Origin of the sequence: Pseudomonas sp. VS40 (assembly GCF_018587885.1) — a bacterium.
Lineage (GTDB): Bacteria > Pseudomonadota > Gammaproteobacteria > Pseudomonadales > Pseudomonadaceae > Aquipseudomonas > Aquipseudomonas pergaminensis.
Genome location: NZ_JAGYWD010000006.1, coordinates 40,087 through 56,810 on the forward strand (window position 1 = coordinate 40,087; position 16,724 = coordinate 56,810).

Here is a 16,724-nt window from a genome sequence, read left to right on the forward strand (position 1 = left end):
CGGTGAAGTGCACGGCGGCCAACTGTGCACTCAGCCAATGTGTAGATCGAAGCGCTGCGGGCACGCCGTGAAGCCTTGGTGGATACCAGGCGCGCTCGGCAGCGTTTTCCTTCCGGCTTTTTCAGCCGGCAATTCTCTAGATTTGCGAAAGACCGCCATCGACCATCAGCTCAACGCCGTTGACATATTTGGCATCGGCGGACGCCAGGAACAGGGCTGAACTAGCGATCTCTTCTGGTTGGGCCATGTAGCCCAAAGGGGTGATCTGCTCGACGTATTGGCGAAGCGCGTCGATCTCGGTCTCGCTCATTTTCAAACCGTTATCCATCAGTGGGGTGCGGGTGAAGCCAGGGCTCAATACATTCGCGCGAATCTTGCGGCCTTTGAGCTCATTCGCCCAAGTGCGTGCAAAGGATCGCACTGCTGCCTTGGACGCGTTATAGAGACTCAGCCCCTCCATACCGTTGCTGGAGCAGATGGAAGCCGTCAAGACCACTGACGAGCCGTCTTTCATCAACGGCAAGAGCGTTTGGACCGTGAAGAAGACACCCTTCACGTTAATGTCGAAAACGCTGTAGTACGTTGCCTCTTGGGTCTCGCCCAGCGGATTTTTTTCACAGATACCCGCGTTGGCAAATACCGCGTCCAACTGATCACCCTGCGCCTCGATTGTCGCCCTGAGGCCATCAAGATCGGACTGACGTGATACATCGGAAAGGACCGCAACCGCCTTGTCGCCCAACGTGGCGACCGCTGCCTCGAGCGTGCCGAATGAACGTCCAGTGATGTAAACGCGCCTTGCCCCCTCGGCAATCAACGCCTGCGCAATCGCAAATCCGATCCCGGTGGAAGCGCCCGTCACAACGGCAACTTGATCACTGAATTTACCTGACATACCTGACTCCTCGGCGGTGGTTGTGTGGATCATTGACATAACAATGGCCCTATTGTGGGAGTCATTCGGGGTGAGCGGCACTGCCATAACTGAACGCCGGACGTACATATTTGTGCGGCGAAATCCGGCGATGAATCGTTTAGTTTTGAACCCGATCGGCTCTGGGAATGCCCCGAAATCCAAGAGATTGTGCCGATGAGTCATTCAAACAGCCCGAGGCGCCCTCAAGTGATGCTGGACGCCGTGGATGCCTGATCGGGTACACGCTGCGTCTGCCCGACGGGTGTTCAGGCCTCTAATAAATTTGGGAACCCTACGGTCTCAAACAGGACACCCCTTATGTCTCAGATCGAAGTGATGCCAGTCGAACGGCGACGCTGGTTTATGTTCGCAATCCTGTTGGTCGGCGCTTTTCTGCCACCTCTGGACTTCTTCATCGTCAATGTCGCACTACCGTCTATTCAAGAGGAGTTAGGCACCTCCTCCTCCGCCGAACAGCTGGTCATTTCGTCATATGCCGCGCTCTATGCCGTCACGTTGATCACCGGCGGACGACTCGGCGATCTTTACGGTCGCGGGCGGATGTTTTTCCTCGGCTTGATAGGTTTCGCGGCAGCTTCGCTGATATGCGGGCTGGCCTCTTCGCCTTGGGTTTTGATCAGCGGTCGTGCGCTACAAGGCATCACGGCCGCGGTGATGGCGCCCCAGGCGCTCGCTTCGGTGCAGGCGATTTTCCCGGAATCCGAAAAGCCCTTGGCGCTCAGCCTCTATGGGGCTGTCTTTGGTCTGGCGTCGGTGATCGGCCAGGCTCTGGGCGGAATCTTGATTTCGCTCAATCTGATGGGCATGGGGTGGCGGGCGATTTTTCTTGTGAATCTGCCGATTGCACTGCTGGTCATTCTGTTTGGCATCCCCGCATTGAGGGAAACGCGTACCCGCCATGCGAGCAAGCTGGATCTGGGCGGCACGGCGCTGTCGATGATGACGCTGGGCGCGCTGATCGTGCCATTGATCGAAGGGCGTGAAGCGGGTTGGCCTCTGTGGTCATGGCTTTCAATTGCTGCCGCGCCGTTGTTGGCCTGGTTGTTCTGGCAATACGAAACGCGTTTGCGCCTGGTCGGTGGCGCACCGTTGCTCGACCCGGCCGCGCTGCAGGCGCCGGGGCTGGGTCGAGCGCTGCTGGTTGCCCTGTCCTTCTACTCGATCGGTGTGTTTTTCTTGTTGTTTTCGATGTATTTGCAAAGCGCACTGCATGCAACCGCACTCAGCGCGGGGCTGATCTTCCTGCCATTCGGCACGGGATTTCTGCTTGGGCCGTTGTCGACTTCGCAAGGCAGGCGCTTGTTAGGCGCTTACGTAAATTGCGCAGGCATGGGATTGGAGGTCGTCGGGTTGCTGGCCTTGACCTGGCTTGTGTTGGTGACACCGACCGGCGTCACTCCGCCATCCCTGCTGCTTGCGGTGATCCTGTTTGTGATCGGCTTCGGGCAAGGGCTCGCCATGCCAACATTGATGCGAATGGTCACCGGGCGCGTGGCGCCGGCCTACTCCGGCATGATTGCAGGTATTACCAGTTCCACGTTGCAAGTCAGTACGTCGCTGAGCGTCGCGTTGATCGGCGGTATTTTCTATACCTTGCTAGGCGCGCGCACAGACGCGGCGGCCATCACTCACGCCTTCACCATGTCCATACTGTGTATTGCCGCGTGCCTGGCCCTGGGCGCGGGACTGAGCGTCACCCTGGCGCGCCAGCCTGCGCCCATACCGGATGCATCAAGGGTGCGCCCAAGCTGAGTGGACCGGCCCACCCCTCACTCGGAGCCGATCATGCTGGACGCTAGGTCGGCGAGCGCGCGCAGCCTGTCCATCTGCCGCATGTCCTGGTGATACCCCATCCAGATATCACGGCCCGGTGGCGGCTCATCCGGATCAAGCAGCTTGAGTGCAGGCACCTGGTCGCCAAGCGAACGCGGCAGCACTGCCACGCCGAAGCCTTGCGCACACATCTGGGCCTGAACCGTGCGGCTGCTGCTGGTGAACACGGTCCGGGCAAGCGGATAACGCTGCTGCAACCATTGCACATCCGGGTAGTGGGCTTGGGCGATGTTCATGGTGATCAAACCCAGGCCTTCACCCTGGGGCTTCGGCACAGGTAATCCAACGGCCGAATACAGGCCGTAGGGCATGGTTGTCAGCTTGCGGTGAACGATGTCGGGTTCTGTGAAGGGGACGATACGAAAAGCGATATCCGCATCGCGGCGAGACAGGTCAAATAGCCGATGCCCGGCGATAACCTCAGGGACGATCAAAGGGTAACGTCGCGCCAACTCGCTCAGGACCGGGGACAGGACGTAACAGGCAAACCAGTCCGCAGATGAAATCCGCAACAGACCTTCAGGCTGGGCACTGTCACCCGCCATGCGCCGCTCGATGGCCAGCGCACTGTGCTCCATCTCTTGCGCCAGGCTGAGGATCTTTTCACCACTGTCGGTCAGTACCAACCCTTGGGCAGTCCGAAGAAAAAACGGCTGCCCGCTGCCCTGTTCAAGTACCTGCAAGCGTCGCCCCACTGTCGGGTGGCTGACACCCAACTGTTTGGCAGCACCGCCCAAAGAGCCGCTGCGGGCAATCGCCAGGAAGACCCGCATGTCACTCCAGTCCATCCCTCACCTCGTACAAACATGAACGATGAGAGTGCAACATTGACCCTCCCGTAGCAATCCCCTCGCCCACATACTCAGCGGCCTGGATGCTCGCCCGAGCCGAAAAGCGGGGACCCGTATGAATATCGGCTTAATCGGGACGGGAAGCCTGGGCAAAGCCATCATCCCGCTGCTCATCGTAGAAAAGGCCAAATCGCAGGCAAAAAAAAGCCACTCGTTAGAGTGGCTTTTTCTTTGTATTTGGAGCGGGAAACGAGACTCGAACTCGCGACCCCGACCTTGGCAAGGTCGTGCTCTACCAACTGAGCTATTCCCGCGTCTTGGTGATGCGCATTCTATAGAATTATCAGAACCCGTCAACCCCTTGATTCAAAAAAGTTTTATTTCTTTTCAACGGTGGTGCGCAGATGCGGCCAAGCGGCGCGCAGATACTGGAGCATGGACCACAGCGTCAGGCCCGCAGCAATGAGCAGCAAGGCGTAGCCCAGCAGGACCCAGAAGGTGAAGTCCGACGGGTTGGCCAACAGGATAACCAGCGCAAGCATTTGCGCAGCGGTTTTCCATTTGCCCATATTGGAGACGGCGACGTGAGCGCGGGCGCCGATTTCGGCCATCCATTCGCGCAGGGCCGAGACCACGATCTCGCGGCCGATGATCACGGCGGCCGGCAGGGTCAGCCACAGGTTGCCATGTTCTTGCACCAGCAGGACCAGGGCGACGGCGACCATGAGTTTGTCGGCCACCGGGTCGAGGAACGCGCCGAACGGCGTGCTCTGTTCCAGGCGGCGGGCCAGGTAACCGTCGAGCCAGTCGGTGGCGGCCGCGAAGGCAAACACCGAACTGGAGGCCGCGTAGCTCCATTCATACGGCAAATAGAACAACAGGATAAAAATCGGAATAAGCAGGACGCGTAGAACGGTGATCAGATTAGGGATATTCATCGGCACAACTGGCTACGAGGTGGAAAGGCATTCTATTCGCTATGCAGATTCGCATAAATCAACTCAGCGAGCTTTTTACTGATACCGGGTGCTTTGGCTATTTCGTCAATGCTGGCACGGGACAGCTCCTGCAAGCCACCAAAATGTTTAAGCAAGTCGCGACGCCGTGTCGGCCCAACCCCCGCCACCCCTTCCAGGGTTGAGGTTCGCCGGGTTTTGCCACGCCGGGCGCGGTGGCCGGTAATTGCGAAACGGTGGGCTTCGTCGCGGATCTGCTGGATCAGGTGCAGCGCGGGTGAGTCACCCTTCAAGGTGAACTCATGGGCGGCATCATTCAAGTACAACGTCTCGAAACCAGCCTTGCGCGTGGCGCCCTTGGCCACGCCGAGCAGGATCAAGTCGGGCACCGCCAGCTCGTTGAGCACATCGCGGGCCATGGACAACTGACCCTTGCCGCCGTCGACCAGCAGGATATCCGGCAACTTGCCCTCGCCGTCCTTCAACTTGCTGAAACGCCGGGTCAAGGCCTGGTGCATGGCCGCGTAGTCATCGCCGGCGGTGACGCCTTCGATGTTATAGCGCCGGTAATCGGATTTGATCGGCCCTTCCGGGCCGAATACCACGCAGGAGGCCACCGTGGCCTCGCCGCTGGAGTGGCTGATGTCATAGCACTCCAGGCGCTGCGGCGGTTCGTCCAGGTTGAGGACTTCGGCCAAGGCATCGAAGCGTGCAGCGACGTGCTGTCGATTGGCCAGCCTCGCGCCCAGGGCCTGTTCGGCATTGGTCACCGCCAGTTGCTGCCACCGCGCGCGGGTGCCGCGTACGCGGTGGCTGATGTCCAGCTCGCGGCCGCGCAGTTCGTGGATCGCCTCGATCAGCGTGGGGAAGTCTTCATGCACCACATTGACGATCAGTTCCGACGGCAGGTCGCGCTCGGGGCTGCTGACGTAGTACTGCCCAAGGAAGGCCGCCATGACTTCGGCCACTTCCTCATCGATACCGGTCTGCGGAAAGAAGTTCTTGCTGCCCAGTACCCGCCCGCCCCGCACGCTGATCAGGTGCACGCAGGCGCCGCCCGGATTGACGAAGGCCGCGATGACATCCACGTCACCGCTGCCGCCTTCCATGCTCTGCTGATCCTGCACACGGCGCAGCAGCGAGATCTGGTCACGCAGCTCAGCGGCGCGCTCGAAGTCCAGGGTGCTGGCGGCCTGCTCCATGGCGCCGGAAAGCTCGTCGGTGAGGGCATTGCTGCGCCCTTCGAGGAACATCACCGAATGGCGTACATCCTCGGCATACTCGGCCGGCTCGACCAGGCCGACGCACGGGGCCTTGCAGCGCTTGATCTGGTATTGCAGGCACGGCCGCGTGCGGTTCTTGTAGAAGCTGTCTTCGCACTGGCGGACAAAAAAGGTTTTTTGCAGCAGGCTCAGGCTTTCGCGGATCGCGCCGGCGCTCGGATAGGGGCCGAAGTACTTGCCCTTCTGCTTCTTTGCGCCCCGGTGAATGCTCAGGCGTGGGAAGTTGCCGTCGGACAAAAACACGTACGGGTAGGATTTATCGTCGCGCAGCAGAATGTTGTAGGGCGGCCGCCATTCCTTGATCAGCGTCTGCTCGAGCAGCAGCGCTTCGGTTTCATTGGCGGTAATGGTGGTTTCGACCTGGGCGATACGCGCCACCAGCGCCGCGGTCTTGGGCGCGAGACCGCTCTTGCGAAAGTAGCTCGCCAGGCGGTTTTTCAGGTTCTTGGCTTTGCCGACATAGAGCAGGCGTGCCTCGCTGTCGAACATGCGGTACACGCCGGGGCGGCCACTGCAGGTAGAGAGGAAGGCACTTGGATCAAACGGTGTGGTCATGTCAGGCGCTGGCGTCCACCATGCCGTGGCGCACTGCGAGCAGGGTCAATTCAACATCACTGCTGATGGCGAGCTTCTCGAAAATGCGATAGCGGTAGGTGTTGACGGTCTTGGGCGACAGGCACAGCTTGTCGGAGATCGTCTGCACCTTCTGGCAACCGACGATCATCAAGGCGATCTGGATTTCCCGCTCCGACAGCGCATCGAATGGCGAGTCGCTGACGGGCTGGAAAGATTTGATGGCCAATTGCTGGGCAATCTGCGGACTGATGTAACGCTGGCCGGCAAACACCAGGCGGATGGCTTGCACCATCTCGGCCAGGCCTGCACCTTTGGTCAGGTAACCGGCTGCGCCCGCCTGCAACAGGCGAGTCGGGAACGGGTCTTCTTCACACACGGTCACCACCACGACTTTGATGTCCGGATGGCTGCGCAACAATTTGGTCGTGGCGCCAAGACCGCCGATACCAGGCATCTTGACATCCATCAGCACCACATCGGGTTTCAACTCCCGGGCCTTGATCAGGGACTCTTCACCCGATTCGGCCTGGCCGACTACTTGCAGGCCATCGATGTCAGCCAGCATTCGTGTAATGCCTGTACGAACGAGATCATGGTCATCGACTACTAGCACCCTAATCAAGCAGACACCTCGCGATATGGTCTTATAGGTTGCTGAACACCTTAGCAAAAAACCAAGGCGCAGACCTAGCTGCAAGCGTCATATATATAGCGTTTGAACACACAGTGGCCGCCCACCAAGGGGTGAACGGCTGTATTTGTTGGGCAGCGGGTCAGGAATCCTGGGGCTGCGGCTTGGTTTTCCCGTTCTGCAAAACGGAGTGCTCGGCCAGAGTTGACGTCAAGCGGCGGATCGCAGCCTGGTCTTCCTTGAACATTGCGCGGTAGTCACCCAGTACCTTTTCTTCGATCTGGCTGAGGTTTTCCAGCTGGATCGGCGTAGTCACACCGGTCAGCACGTACAACACATCTACTCCCTTTTCGGCCACACGCGACAAGTAGTCAGCCTTGGGTGCTCGCCCTCCGCTTTCGTATTTACCTTGCGCGTTGGCTTCAACGCCTCCTATTTCACCAAATACTTTTTGCGACAGGCCAAGTCGCTCTCTCTCTTGCCTCAAACGCGAACCGATTCCACTCATTTGGATGTATGATCCTTTTTGGCACACCCCAAGAGGTGACACCCTCATCTCATTGTTAAACGAATTTGAACGGTTTTGAACTATGCCCGGAATCCGTACTGCTGCACAAGCCAAGGCCTGGCTGGAACATCAAGGCAAGTCAGTCCAAGCGTTCGCTCGTGAACATGGCGTTGATCCGGCAACCACCTATCAAGTGCTCGCTGGGCGCAAAAAGGGACGGCGTGGAGAAGCCCACAAGGTGGCGGTCCTGTTGGGCATGAAAGAAGGGATCATCCTTGCTGAGGCCGATAGCCAGCACAACGCTCAGGAAGTCATTTCCTGAAGCCAGTATGCGCTTATTAGCGTCAGATGCATGGTTTAGCTTGAATGGCAGACGCGCTCCATGCGCCAGAAGCAGTCTTCCTCACCGACAATGCTCAACCCGCAGCGCTGATAGAGCCTCCTCGCCGGATTGGTCTTGAACACGGTCAGGCGCAACAAGCCCAGGGCCTGGGCCTTGATTGCCATCTGCTCCAACACCCAACTGCCCGCGCCCAGCCCTCGACAGGCCTCGAGCATATGCAACTCGCGGATATAGAGCGCTCGGCTGTCGCGGCTCAAACTGATAAAGCCCATCACCCCTTCCTCGTTGCAGACCAGCCAGTTCTCGCGGCCCGCCCAGGCGACGTCGAAGCCATCGTTGGACCACACCAGGCCGTACTGCCGGTAGTAACGGCTCATGGCTGCAAAGGTCAGGTTTCGTGCAAACGGCAGGTCCTGGTCTGTCGCCGCGCGCAGATGGAACGCCATTCAGACGGCAACCACTTGACCGGCCCACTGCCCGCCCTGGCGACGGGCAATCACCAGCGCCTCGCCGACACCAGGAACGGCGGCGAGTAAACCGCCGTCAGCCGTCCAGATAGCGCTGCGACCGGCGCACACATAACCACCGGATGGGCCACCATGGTTGGCCATCAACACCAGCAGGCCATGCTCGGCCGCATAGCCCTGGAGCAACGCGCTGTCTGTGGCGTAGCCGCCCTCGCTGATCAACACGCCGGCGGCGTAAACCGTGGCGCCGGCCTCAGCCGCGAGACGCGGATGGCTGCCATGGGTGAAGTCCGCGCACACCGCCAGCGCAATTCGGTCGCTCCCCCGTTCCAGGGCCGCGCCGCCCTGCCCCGCGACAAATGCCAGTTCTTCGCCAGGATGCAAATGCTGTTTGGTGTAGACCGCCACGGAGCCATCCGCGGCCAACACCAGCGCACCGATCAACACTCCCCCTTCAGGCGCCAGGCGGATGGGCATCCCCACCACCGCCGTCAGCCGCAGTTCCCGCGCCATGTCCCGCAGTGGCGTCAACACAGGGTCGTCAGGCGCAATCGCCAAGCCTGCCGCCAATGACGGTTCGTACCCGGTCAACGACAGCTCCGGAAACACCAGCACTTGCACGCCATGGCCGGCAGCCGCTTGCATGAATGCCAGGTGGCGTTCGATATTGGCCGGCAGGTCGCTCGCGATGGAAAGGGTTTGAGCAGCAGCAAGGGTCAGGGCAGTCATGGTCGCGTCCAAGCATCATCAAGTGCCTACAAGCATATCTCGCCCCATAGCGGTTGGGGTCGGTGCGCGATAGAAATTACTGATTGAATCCTCCTGCATGCCTCTAGTAAGCTCCCCCCATCATTTGGAGACCTACCATGTTGCAACTCACCCACACTCAGGTTTGCCCTGCTGCCAGCGCCTCGCGCTCGGTGTCGGCTACCCGTGTGAGCGGTTCGAGCGCAGCGGTAAGCTTTTATTTTGGGTATTGGTTTAGCCACTGGCGCGCCTGATACCTGAAATCGGCGCCCACTACTCAAGGGGTCGCCTACCAGAGAAATCTAAACCCCCGGTCGGCTCCCCGACCGGGGGTTTTGTTTTTTCAGGCCTCTATCAATTTTGCAGAACACTTTAAAGGACACACGACATGAACTACGCCACCTATTACCGCTACGAAACCTCCACCGCATGGCGATTTAGCCAGCTCCGCTCGGGACAGCCTGCCGCCTCCGATCGGTCACCTATTGGTGGCAAGCCAACACACGTAGCCAACACGGCCAATTGTCGAACACCCCAGTAGGGCAAAGCGCGCGGGAACTGCCCGCCGCTTGCCCAGGAAGCCTTGAATATGAACTCTGCCACCGCCGCTCTGCCCGTTTCTGCCCTCACCAGTGCCAATGAAGCCCTGACCCAGCGTCTGCCCAGCTCCCTGGATGTAAAGCTCAAGCTGCCGCTCAGCCCCTTCCTCAACGAACAAGTCCACGCCCATCGCCACGCCGTGCGCGCCATCCTCAATGGCGAAGATTCGCGTTTGCTGGTGATCGTCGGCCCGTGCTCGATCCACGACCCGGAATCGGCCATGGAATACGCGCGCAACCTGAGGAAGCTCGCGCTGGAAGTCAGCGACCAGATGCTGCTGGTGATCCGTGCCTACGTCGAAAAACCGCGCACCACCATCGGCTGGAAAGGCCTGGCTTACGACCCGCACCTGGATGGCAGCGATGACATGGCCGCCGGCCTCACGCTGTCCCGCGAACTGATGCGAGAAATGCTGCGCCTGGGCCTGCCGGTCGCCACTGAACTGCTGCAACCGATGGCCGCCGGCTACTTCGATGACTTGCTCAGCTGGGTCGCGATTGGTGCGCGCACCACCGAATCGCAGATCCACCGCGAGATGGCCAGCGGCCTGGGCATGCCCGTGGGCTTCAAGAACGGCACCGACGGCGGCGTGGCGATTGCCTGCGACGCGATGCGCTCGGCCTCTCACCCGCACCGCCATTTCGGCGTCGACAGCCAGGGCCACCCGGCGATTATCCAGACCCCGGGCAACCCCGACACGCACCTGGTACTGCGCGGCGGTCATCGTGGGCCGAACTACGATGCGCAGAACGTAGCGCAGGTGAAGCACGACCTGGCCAAGTCCAAGGTGGCGGCGCGGATCATGGTCGATTGCAGCCACGCCAACAGCGGCAAGGACCCGTTGCGTCAACCGGCGGTGTTCAACGAAGTACTGGAACAACGCCTTAAGGGCGACACCTCGCTGATCGGCATGATGCTCGAAAGCCACCTGTTCGAAGGCTGCCAGCCGCTGAGCGCGTCGATGAAATACGGCGTGTCCGTGACCGACGGCTGCCTGGGCTGGGACGGCACCGAGCAATTGCTGCGCAGTGCGGCCGAGCGTTTGCGCCAACAACACAAAACCAACTGATTGGTCGAGATCGAAATGTGGGAGCCGGCCCGCCTGCGATGGCGCAGTGTCAGGCTACAAAACTGTAGCTGATGTACTGTTATCGCAGGCAAGCCAGCTCCCACATTTGATCAGTGTTTGGCTCACGACAGGGGATACAGCGCCTCATCAAACTGCTCAAGCTTCGGAAACACCAAGGGCTGTTCATCCGCCAGCCCTTGCAACCGCTGCGCATACCCCACCAGGAACTCCTGTCGCGCTTCAGCACTGATATACGGCACATGCCACGCCACGTACGGTGCCAGTACGTCATAGCCCACATACGCCAGCGTTCCGCGCAGAATCGGCCGTAACATATCCTCCAGCGGCCCGTGGATCGCGCCCTCACCAAACATGTGCTCGCGTCCGCCCAGGGTCACCGTGACCAGCGCACGCTTGCCCGCCAGCCCACCCTGATCGTAAAAGCGCTTGCCGCCGTAACACACCCCCGACACCAGCACCCGGTCGATCCAGCCCTTGAGCATCGCCGGCGCCGAGAACCAGAAGATCGGAAAGTTGAGGATCAACAGATCAGCCCACAGCAGCTTGTCCAATTCGCCCTGGATGTCCGCCGCGATCGACTGCTTTTTCACCCCAAGGCGCTGCTCCAGGGCATACACCAGGTAGTCGGGATTTTCCCGCGACGAAAAGTCCGCCGCCGACGCCACCGGGTTCCACTGCATGGCGTACAAATCACTGACCTGAACCTCATGCCCCTGGCGCTCCAGCGTGGCGACCGCCTGGTCGCGCAAGGCAGCGGTAAACGACTGCGGCTCAGGGTGGGCGTGAACAATCAAAACCTTCATACAAATTCCTCAAACGGTGTGCGCTGCCCGTTGGGCCAGCAAGTGATCGAGCCAGTCCGGGTCCATTTCCGGCTCCGATGAAAACAGCAGGCCGGTGTAGTCCTGGTACGGCGGGGTAAAAATCGCGTTGCGGCTGCCCTGGTCCACCACCCTGCCCCGCTGCATCACCACCACCTCGTCGGCAATCGCGCGCACGGTGGCCACGTCGTGGGTGATAAACAGGTAGGCCACGCCCAATTGCTGTTGGAGGCGGTCGAGCAGTTTCAACACGCCCTCGGCCACCAGTTGATCGAGGGCCGAGGTGACTTCGTCGCAGATGATCAGTTGCGGGTCGGCCGCCAGCGCGCGGGCGATGCAAATCCGCTGTTTCTGGCCACCGGACAGCTCGCGCGGCTGGCGCGCCATGAACACCGCCGGGTCCAACTCGATCATCTCCAGCAACTCGGCGACCCGCGCGCGCAGGGCCTTGCCTTTGAGGCCCAGGTAAAACGTGAGCGGCCGGCCGATGATGTCGACGATGCGCTGACGCGGATTCAGCGCGGTGTCCGGGACTTGATAGATCATCTGGATACGTCGCAATTGCTCCTTGCTGCGCTTTCGAAAGTCCGCGGGCAAGGGCGCGCCGTCATACATCACCTGCCCCGCCGTCGCCGGCAACAACCCGGTGATCAAACGCGCCGTGGAGCTTTTGCCACTGCCGGACTCGCCAATCACCGCCAGGGTCTGGCCACGATAGAGCTTCATCGACACCTCATGCAGCACCGGTTGATGCCCATAACTGGCGCTCACCTGCTGCACATCCAACAACGGCACTTGCTGGACCGGACACGCCTTGGGCTCGGTGCGAAAACTGCGCACTGCCCACAGGGACTTGGTGTAGTCCTGCTGCGGCTGGCTGAGCATGCTGCGGGTATCGGCCTCTTCCACCAGCTTGCCATGGCGCAGCACCATGATGCGGTCGGCCATCTGTGCCACCACCGCCAGGTCATGACTGATGTACAACGCGGCGCTGCCAAAGGTTTTTACCGCGTCGCGGATGGCTGCCAGTACTTCGATCTGGGTGGTGACGTCGAGGGCCGTGGTGGGTTCATCGAAGATAATCAGGTCCGGGTGACAGGCCATGGCCATCGCGGTCATCACCCGTTGCAACTGCCCGCCGGAGACTTGATGGGGGTAGCGCTGGCCAATGGTCTGCGGGTTGGGCAGGCGCAGCACACGGTACAATTGCACCGCTTCGCGCTCGGCCTGGGCACGGTCGACGCCGCCGTTGATCACCGCCGTTTCCACATGCTGGTCGATCAGGCGATGCGCCGGGTTGAACGACGCTGCCGCACTTTGCGCCACGTACGCAATGCGCAAACCACGCAGCTGGCGCAGCGCCTCGGGTTTGGCCCGCAGCAACTGGATGCCGTCGAAACACACCGAGCCGCCGGTGATGCGGCAACCGTCCCGCGCATAGCCCATCGCTGCCAGACCGAGCGTGGATTTACCCGCACCCGACTCGCCGATCAGCCCCAATACTTCACCGCGCTGCAAGGTCAGGTCGATGCCCTTGATCAGCGGGTGCCAGGCGTCTTCGTAATGCCCTTCGATCTGCAGGTTGCGGATTTCCAGCAGTGGCTTGTCCATCCTCAGCACTCCTTCAAGCCGCTGGATTTATGCAGCATCCAGTCGACGACAAAATTCACGCTGACGGTGATCAACGCCACCGCCAGGGCCGGCAGCAAAGGGCTGATGTCGCCGAAGGTAATCAACACCGCGTTGTCGCGCACCATGCTGCCCCAGTCGGCGGTGGGCGGCTGGATGCCCAGGCCGAGGAACGACAGCGCGCTGATAAACAGAAACACAAAGCAGAAGCGCAGGCCGAATTCGGCAATCAGCGGCGCGGCGGCGTTGGGCAGGACTTCGCGGGTGACCAGCCACCACAAGCCTTCACCGCGCAGGCGGGCGGCCTCGACAAAGTCCTGCACCACCACGGTCATCGCCACGGCACGCGAGAGGCGAAACACCCGGGTCGAATCCAGCAACGCAATCACCAGCACCAGCGACGTGGCGTTGGTGCCCACCACACTCAGAATCAGCAAGGCGAAGATCAACTGCGGAATGGCCATGAGCACATCCACCACCCGCGACAAACCCTGGTCAATCCAACCGCCCTTGATCGCCGCCACCAAACCGCTCAAGCCGCCGAGCAGAAACGCCAATGTGGTGGTCAGGAACGCGATGCCCAGGGTATTGCGCGCGCCGTACACCAGGCGGCTGAACATGTCGCGCCCCAGGTTATCGGTGCCCAGCAGGAACTGGCCGCTCCAGGGCGCAAAACCCTCGCCCACCACCTGGGTTTCGCCATAGGGCGCCAGCAGCGGTGCGAACAGCGCAACCAGGACGTACAACACAATGATCAGCAGGCCGAACTTGGCGCTCAACGGCGCGCGGGCCACTTGGCTCAGCAGGTTCATGGGCTACCCCTTGGGATGCATCAGGCGTGGGTTGCTGGCGATGGACAACACGTCAGCCCCGGTATTGAGCAGGATGTAGGTCGCGGCAAAGATCAGGCTGCAGGCCTGCACCACCGGGATGTCACGCTTGGACACCGAGTCCACCAGCAACTGGCCGAGACCGGGATAGACAAACACCACCTCGACCACCACCACACCCACCACCAGGTACGCCAGGTTCAGCGCGACCACGTTGACGATAGGCGCCAGTGCGTTGGGTAACGCGTGCCGCCAGATAATCCGCGATTGACTGATACCCTTGAGTCGGGCCATTTCGATATAGGGACTGGCCAGCAGGTTGATCAGCGACGCGCGGGTCATGCGCATCATCTGTGCGATCACCACCAGGCTCAGGGTGGCTACCGGCAGTACCGAGCGTTCCAGGATCGTGCCAAGGGTGGCATCCGGCGCCAGGTTGGAAAGGCTGGGGAACCAGCCGAGTTTCACCGAGAACACCAGGATCAGCAGGTAGGCCACAAAGAACTCCGGGAACGACACCGCGCTCAACGCCGAGGTATTGAGCAGGCGATCGAACCAGCTGTTGCGATACAGCGCCGCCAGCATGCCCAGCACCAGCGCCGTGGGCACCGAGACCAACGCTGCCAGTGCGGCCAGGCTCAGGGTGTTGCCCAGACGCGCGCCGATCAGCTCGGCGATGGGTCGCTGGTTCGCCAGGGATGCACCCAGATCACCGTGCAGCAGTCGCAGCAGCCATTGCGCAAACCGCGTGAACGGCGGCAAATCCAGGCCGAGTTGCGCCCGGAACGCCGCCACGGTTTCCGGGGTGGCAGACTGGCCGAGCATGGCCTGGGCGATATCTCCCGGCAGCATGCCCACGGCCAGGAAGATGATCACCGACACGGCAAACAACGACAGCACGCCGAGGGCCAGGCGTTGGAGGACCAGTTTCAACAAGCTATTCATCGTGGGATTCCTTGAAAGGGCACGCGTTCAAAGACATCACCGCCCTGATGTAGGAGCGGGCTTGCCAGCGATGAGGCCAGCGGCATCACCGCCAACCTCCGGTCCGCCATCGCCGGCAAGCCGGCTCCCACAAGGGTCAGGCCTGCCACCACCGCTCGATCAACCGCAACCCATCCAACTCGCCATAAGGCGCCGTCAGCGGCCCATGGTTGACCCGGTTCGAACGCGCCGCCACCGAGCTGGCAAACAGCGGCACAATCGCGCCGCCATCGTCCCGGCACAGCGCCTGCATTTCGTTGTACATCTCCTGGCGCAGCGGCGCGTTCATCTCGCCACGGGCGGCGTTGAGCAGTTGGTTGAAGCGCGGGTTGTCCCAGTGGGTTTCATTCCAGGCCGCCCCCTTGGCATAGCCGATGCTGAACATGCGGTCGGCGGTCAGGCTGCTGTACCAGAAGGAGGTGGTGAACGGCTGCTTCATCCACACATTGGAAAAGAACCCGTCGGCCGGTTCGCGCACCACATCGATGTCGATGCCGGCCTGGCGTGCCTGTTCCTTGAACAACACCGAGGCGTCCACCGCGCCGGTGTAGGCGGCGTCAGAAGCTTGCAGGCGTACCTTGAGCGACTCCACACCGGCCTGGCGCAGGTAGAAGCGCGACTTGTCCGGATCGTAGGCACGTTGCTCCAGGGCGCTATTGATAAAACGGCTGCCGGGCTGGATCGGGTGGTCGTTGCCCACCAGGCCATAGCCGTGCAGCACCGAAGCCAGAAGCGTCTCGCGGTTAATCGCGTGCTTCATTGCCATGCGGATGTCGTTGTTCTTGAACTCATTGCTGTCGCACAGCATCGGGAAGGTGTAGTGCTGGGCGCCCTTGGTTTCTTCAATCACCAAGCCGGGGTTGCGCTTGAGCAGTGCCACGGTTTTCAGGTCGACCTTGTTGATCACATCCACCTGCCCGGTGACCAACGCATTGACCCGCGCGGCGCCGTCGGCGATGGCGAGCAATTCGGCGCTGGCGAAGTGCGCGCGGCCGGGTTTCCAGTAGTCGGGGTTGCGCTCCAGGTCCATGCGCACGCCGGGTTCGAAGCTTTTCAGGCGATAGCCGCTGGTGCCTACGCCGGCTTGCCAGTCAGCCACGCCGTCCTTGGCAGGCATGATCACCAAGTGGTAATCGGCGACCACGTAGGCGAAGTCAGCATTGCCCGAATGCAACTCGAACACTACCGCATCCGTACCTTTGGCCGTGACGCTGGCGACATCGCCGAGGACGGTCTTGGCGGCTGAAGTGGACTTGGCGTCGAGGTGATGATTGATCGACGCCACCACATCCTCGGCGGCCAGGCTCTTGCCGTTGTGAAAGGTCACGCCCGGGCGCAAGTAGAAGGTCCACACCCGCGCATCGGGCGTGGATTCGAACCGTTCGGCCAATTCGGGAATCGCGCTGCCATCCACCGCGATTTCGGTGAGGGTGTTGTACACCGCCGAAAAGCCGACAAAGGTGAAGGTGTCGACCCAGGAGCCAGGGTCGCGGGAATCGGTGGTACTGCCTCCGGCCAGGCCCAGGCGCAACACGCCGCCAGGCTTGGGCGTGGCTTCGGCGGCAAAGGCGTGCAACGGCAGGCCCATGGAAAACGCCGCGGCCACCGCGCCAGCCACGGCGCTGTGTTTGAGGAAGTCGCGGCGGTGCATCGCTTGAGTCATTTTGTTGTTGTTTTCGCTCATGGTCTTGTCTCTCT

The 16,724-nt window shown here is 61.1% G+C and carries 16 protein-coding genes and 1 tRNA gene; 3 read left to right on the forward strand and 14 right to left on the reverse strand.

What is annotated here, in order from left to right:
* Positions 1-136: 136 nt before the first annotated feature.
* Positions 137-895 (reverse strand): SDR family NAD(P)-dependent oxidoreductase, encoded by a 759-nt coding sequence (locus KHP07_RS18515; RefSeq protein ID WP_214497722.1) that lies wholly within the window; start codon positions 893-895, stop codon positions 137-139.
* A gap of 339 nt (positions 896-1,234) precedes the next feature.
* Here KHP07_RS18515 and KHP07_RS18520 point away from each other — a divergent pair, with 339 nt between their 5' ends.
* Entirely contained in the window at positions 1,235-2,689 is a 1,455-nt protein-coding gene (locus KHP07_RS18520; RefSeq protein ID WP_214497723.1) for an MFS transporter, read from the forward strand.
* A 17-nt stretch (positions 2,690-2,706) separates the two neighbouring features.
* Here KHP07_RS18520 and KHP07_RS18525 read toward each other — a convergent pair whose 3' ends face one another.
* The 6 genes from KHP07_RS18525 to KHP07_RS18550 all read right to left on the reverse strand — a co-directional run bounded on the left by KHP07_RS18525 (position 2,707) and on the right by KHP07_RS18550 (position 7,515).
* A complete protein-coding gene (locus KHP07_RS18525; protein ID WP_078049177.1) occupies positions 2,707-3,558 on the reverse strand; it encodes a LysR family transcriptional regulator in 852 nt (283 codons plus the stop codon).
* A gap of 241 nt (positions 3,559-3,799) precedes the next feature.
* A tRNA-Gly gene (locus KHP07_RS18530) sits at positions 3,800-3,875 on the reverse strand.
* Between the two features lie 63 nt (positions 3,876-3,938).
* A complete protein-coding gene (pgsA, locus tag KHP07_RS18535; RefSeq protein ID WP_099492790.1) occupies positions 3,939-4,499 on the reverse strand; it encodes a CDP-diacylglycerol--glycerol-3-phosphate 3-phosphatidyltransferase in 561 nt (186 codons plus the stop codon).
* A gap of 32 nt (positions 4,500-4,531) precedes the next feature.
* Positions 4,532-6,355, reverse strand: coding sequence for an excinuclease ABC subunit UvrC (gene uvrC, locus KHP07_RS18540; RefSeq protein WP_078049179.1), 1,824 nt, complete (start codon positions 6,353-6,355; stop codon positions 4,532-4,534).
* Position 6,356: 1 nt separating this feature from the next.
* Positions 6,357-6,998, reverse strand: a complete 642-nt coding sequence (gene gacA, locus KHP07_RS18545; protein WP_032886613.1) for a response regulator transcription factor GacA — start codon at positions 6,996-6,998, stop codon at positions 6,357-6,359.
* 151 nt (positions 6,999-7,149) lie between these two features.
* Positions 7,150-7,515 (reverse strand): helix-turn-helix domain-containing protein, encoded by a 366-nt coding sequence (locus tag KHP07_RS18550; RefSeq protein ID WP_078049180.1) that lies wholly within the window; start codon positions 7,513-7,515, stop codon positions 7,150-7,152.
* An 82-nt stretch (positions 7,516-7,597) separates the two neighbouring features.
* Between KHP07_RS18550 and KHP07_RS18555 the strand changes: the two genes are divergently transcribed.
* A complete protein-coding gene (locus tag KHP07_RS18555; protein ID WP_078049181.1) occupies positions 7,598-7,837 on the forward strand; it encodes a DNA-binding protein in 240 nt (79 codons plus the stop codon).
* A 35-nt stretch (positions 7,838-7,872) separates the two neighbouring features.
* Here KHP07_RS18555 and KHP07_RS18560 read toward each other — a convergent pair whose 3' ends face one another.
* Both KHP07_RS18560 and KHP07_RS18565 read right to left on the reverse strand, forming a co-directional pair.
* Positions 7,873-8,304, reverse strand: coding sequence for a GNAT family N-acetyltransferase (locus tag KHP07_RS18560; RefSeq protein WP_214497724.1), 432 nt, complete (start codon positions 8,302-8,304; stop codon positions 7,873-7,875).
* A complete protein-coding gene (locus KHP07_RS18565; RefSeq protein ID WP_214497725.1) occupies positions 8,305-9,054 on the reverse strand; it encodes a carbon-nitrogen hydrolase family protein in 750 nt (249 codons plus the stop codon).
* 607 nt (positions 9,055-9,661) lie between these two features.
* Here KHP07_RS18565 and KHP07_RS18570 point away from each other — a divergent pair.
* The gene (locus tag KHP07_RS18570; RefSeq protein ID WP_214497726.1) at positions 9,662-10,741 is read left to right on the forward strand and encodes a 3-deoxy-7-phosphoheptulonate synthase; all 1,080 of its coding nucleotides are present in this window, start codon (positions 9,662-9,664) and stop codon (positions 10,739-10,741) included.
* Between the two features lie 122 nt (positions 10,742-10,863).
* On the opposite strand, the gene KHP07_RS18575 is transcribed toward KHP07_RS18570, so the two are convergent.
* The 5 genes from KHP07_RS18575 to KHP07_RS18595 all read right to left on the reverse strand — a co-directional run bounded on the left by KHP07_RS18575 (position 10,864) and on the right by KHP07_RS18595 (position 16,710).
* Complete coding sequence (locus KHP07_RS18575; RefSeq protein ID WP_099492796.1) at positions 10,864-11,565, reverse strand: NAD(P)H-dependent oxidoreductase; 702 nt, start codon at positions 11,563-11,565, stop codon at positions 10,864-10,866.
* 9 nt (positions 11,566-11,574) lie between these two features.
* Entirely contained in the window at positions 11,575-13,194 is a 1,620-nt protein-coding gene (locus tag KHP07_RS18580; protein ID WP_214497727.1) for an ABC transporter ATP-binding protein, read from the reverse strand.
* Between the two features lie 2 nt (positions 13,195-13,196).
* Positions 13,197-14,024, reverse strand: a complete 828-nt coding sequence (locus KHP07_RS18585; RefSeq protein ID WP_099492799.1) for an ABC transporter permease — start codon at positions 14,022-14,024, stop codon at positions 13,197-13,199.
* A gap of 3 nt (positions 14,025-14,027) precedes the next feature.
* Positions 14,028-14,987, reverse strand: coding sequence for an ABC transporter permease (locus KHP07_RS18590; protein WP_214497728.1), 960 nt, complete (start codon positions 14,985-14,987; stop codon positions 14,028-14,030).
* Between the two features lie 136 nt (positions 14,988-15,123).
* Complete coding sequence (locus KHP07_RS18595) at positions 15,124-16,710, reverse strand: ABC transporter substrate-binding protein (protein ID WP_214497729.1); 1,587 nt, start codon at positions 16,708-16,710, stop codon at positions 15,124-15,126.
* Between the last annotated feature and the right edge of the window lie 14 nt (positions 16,711-16,724).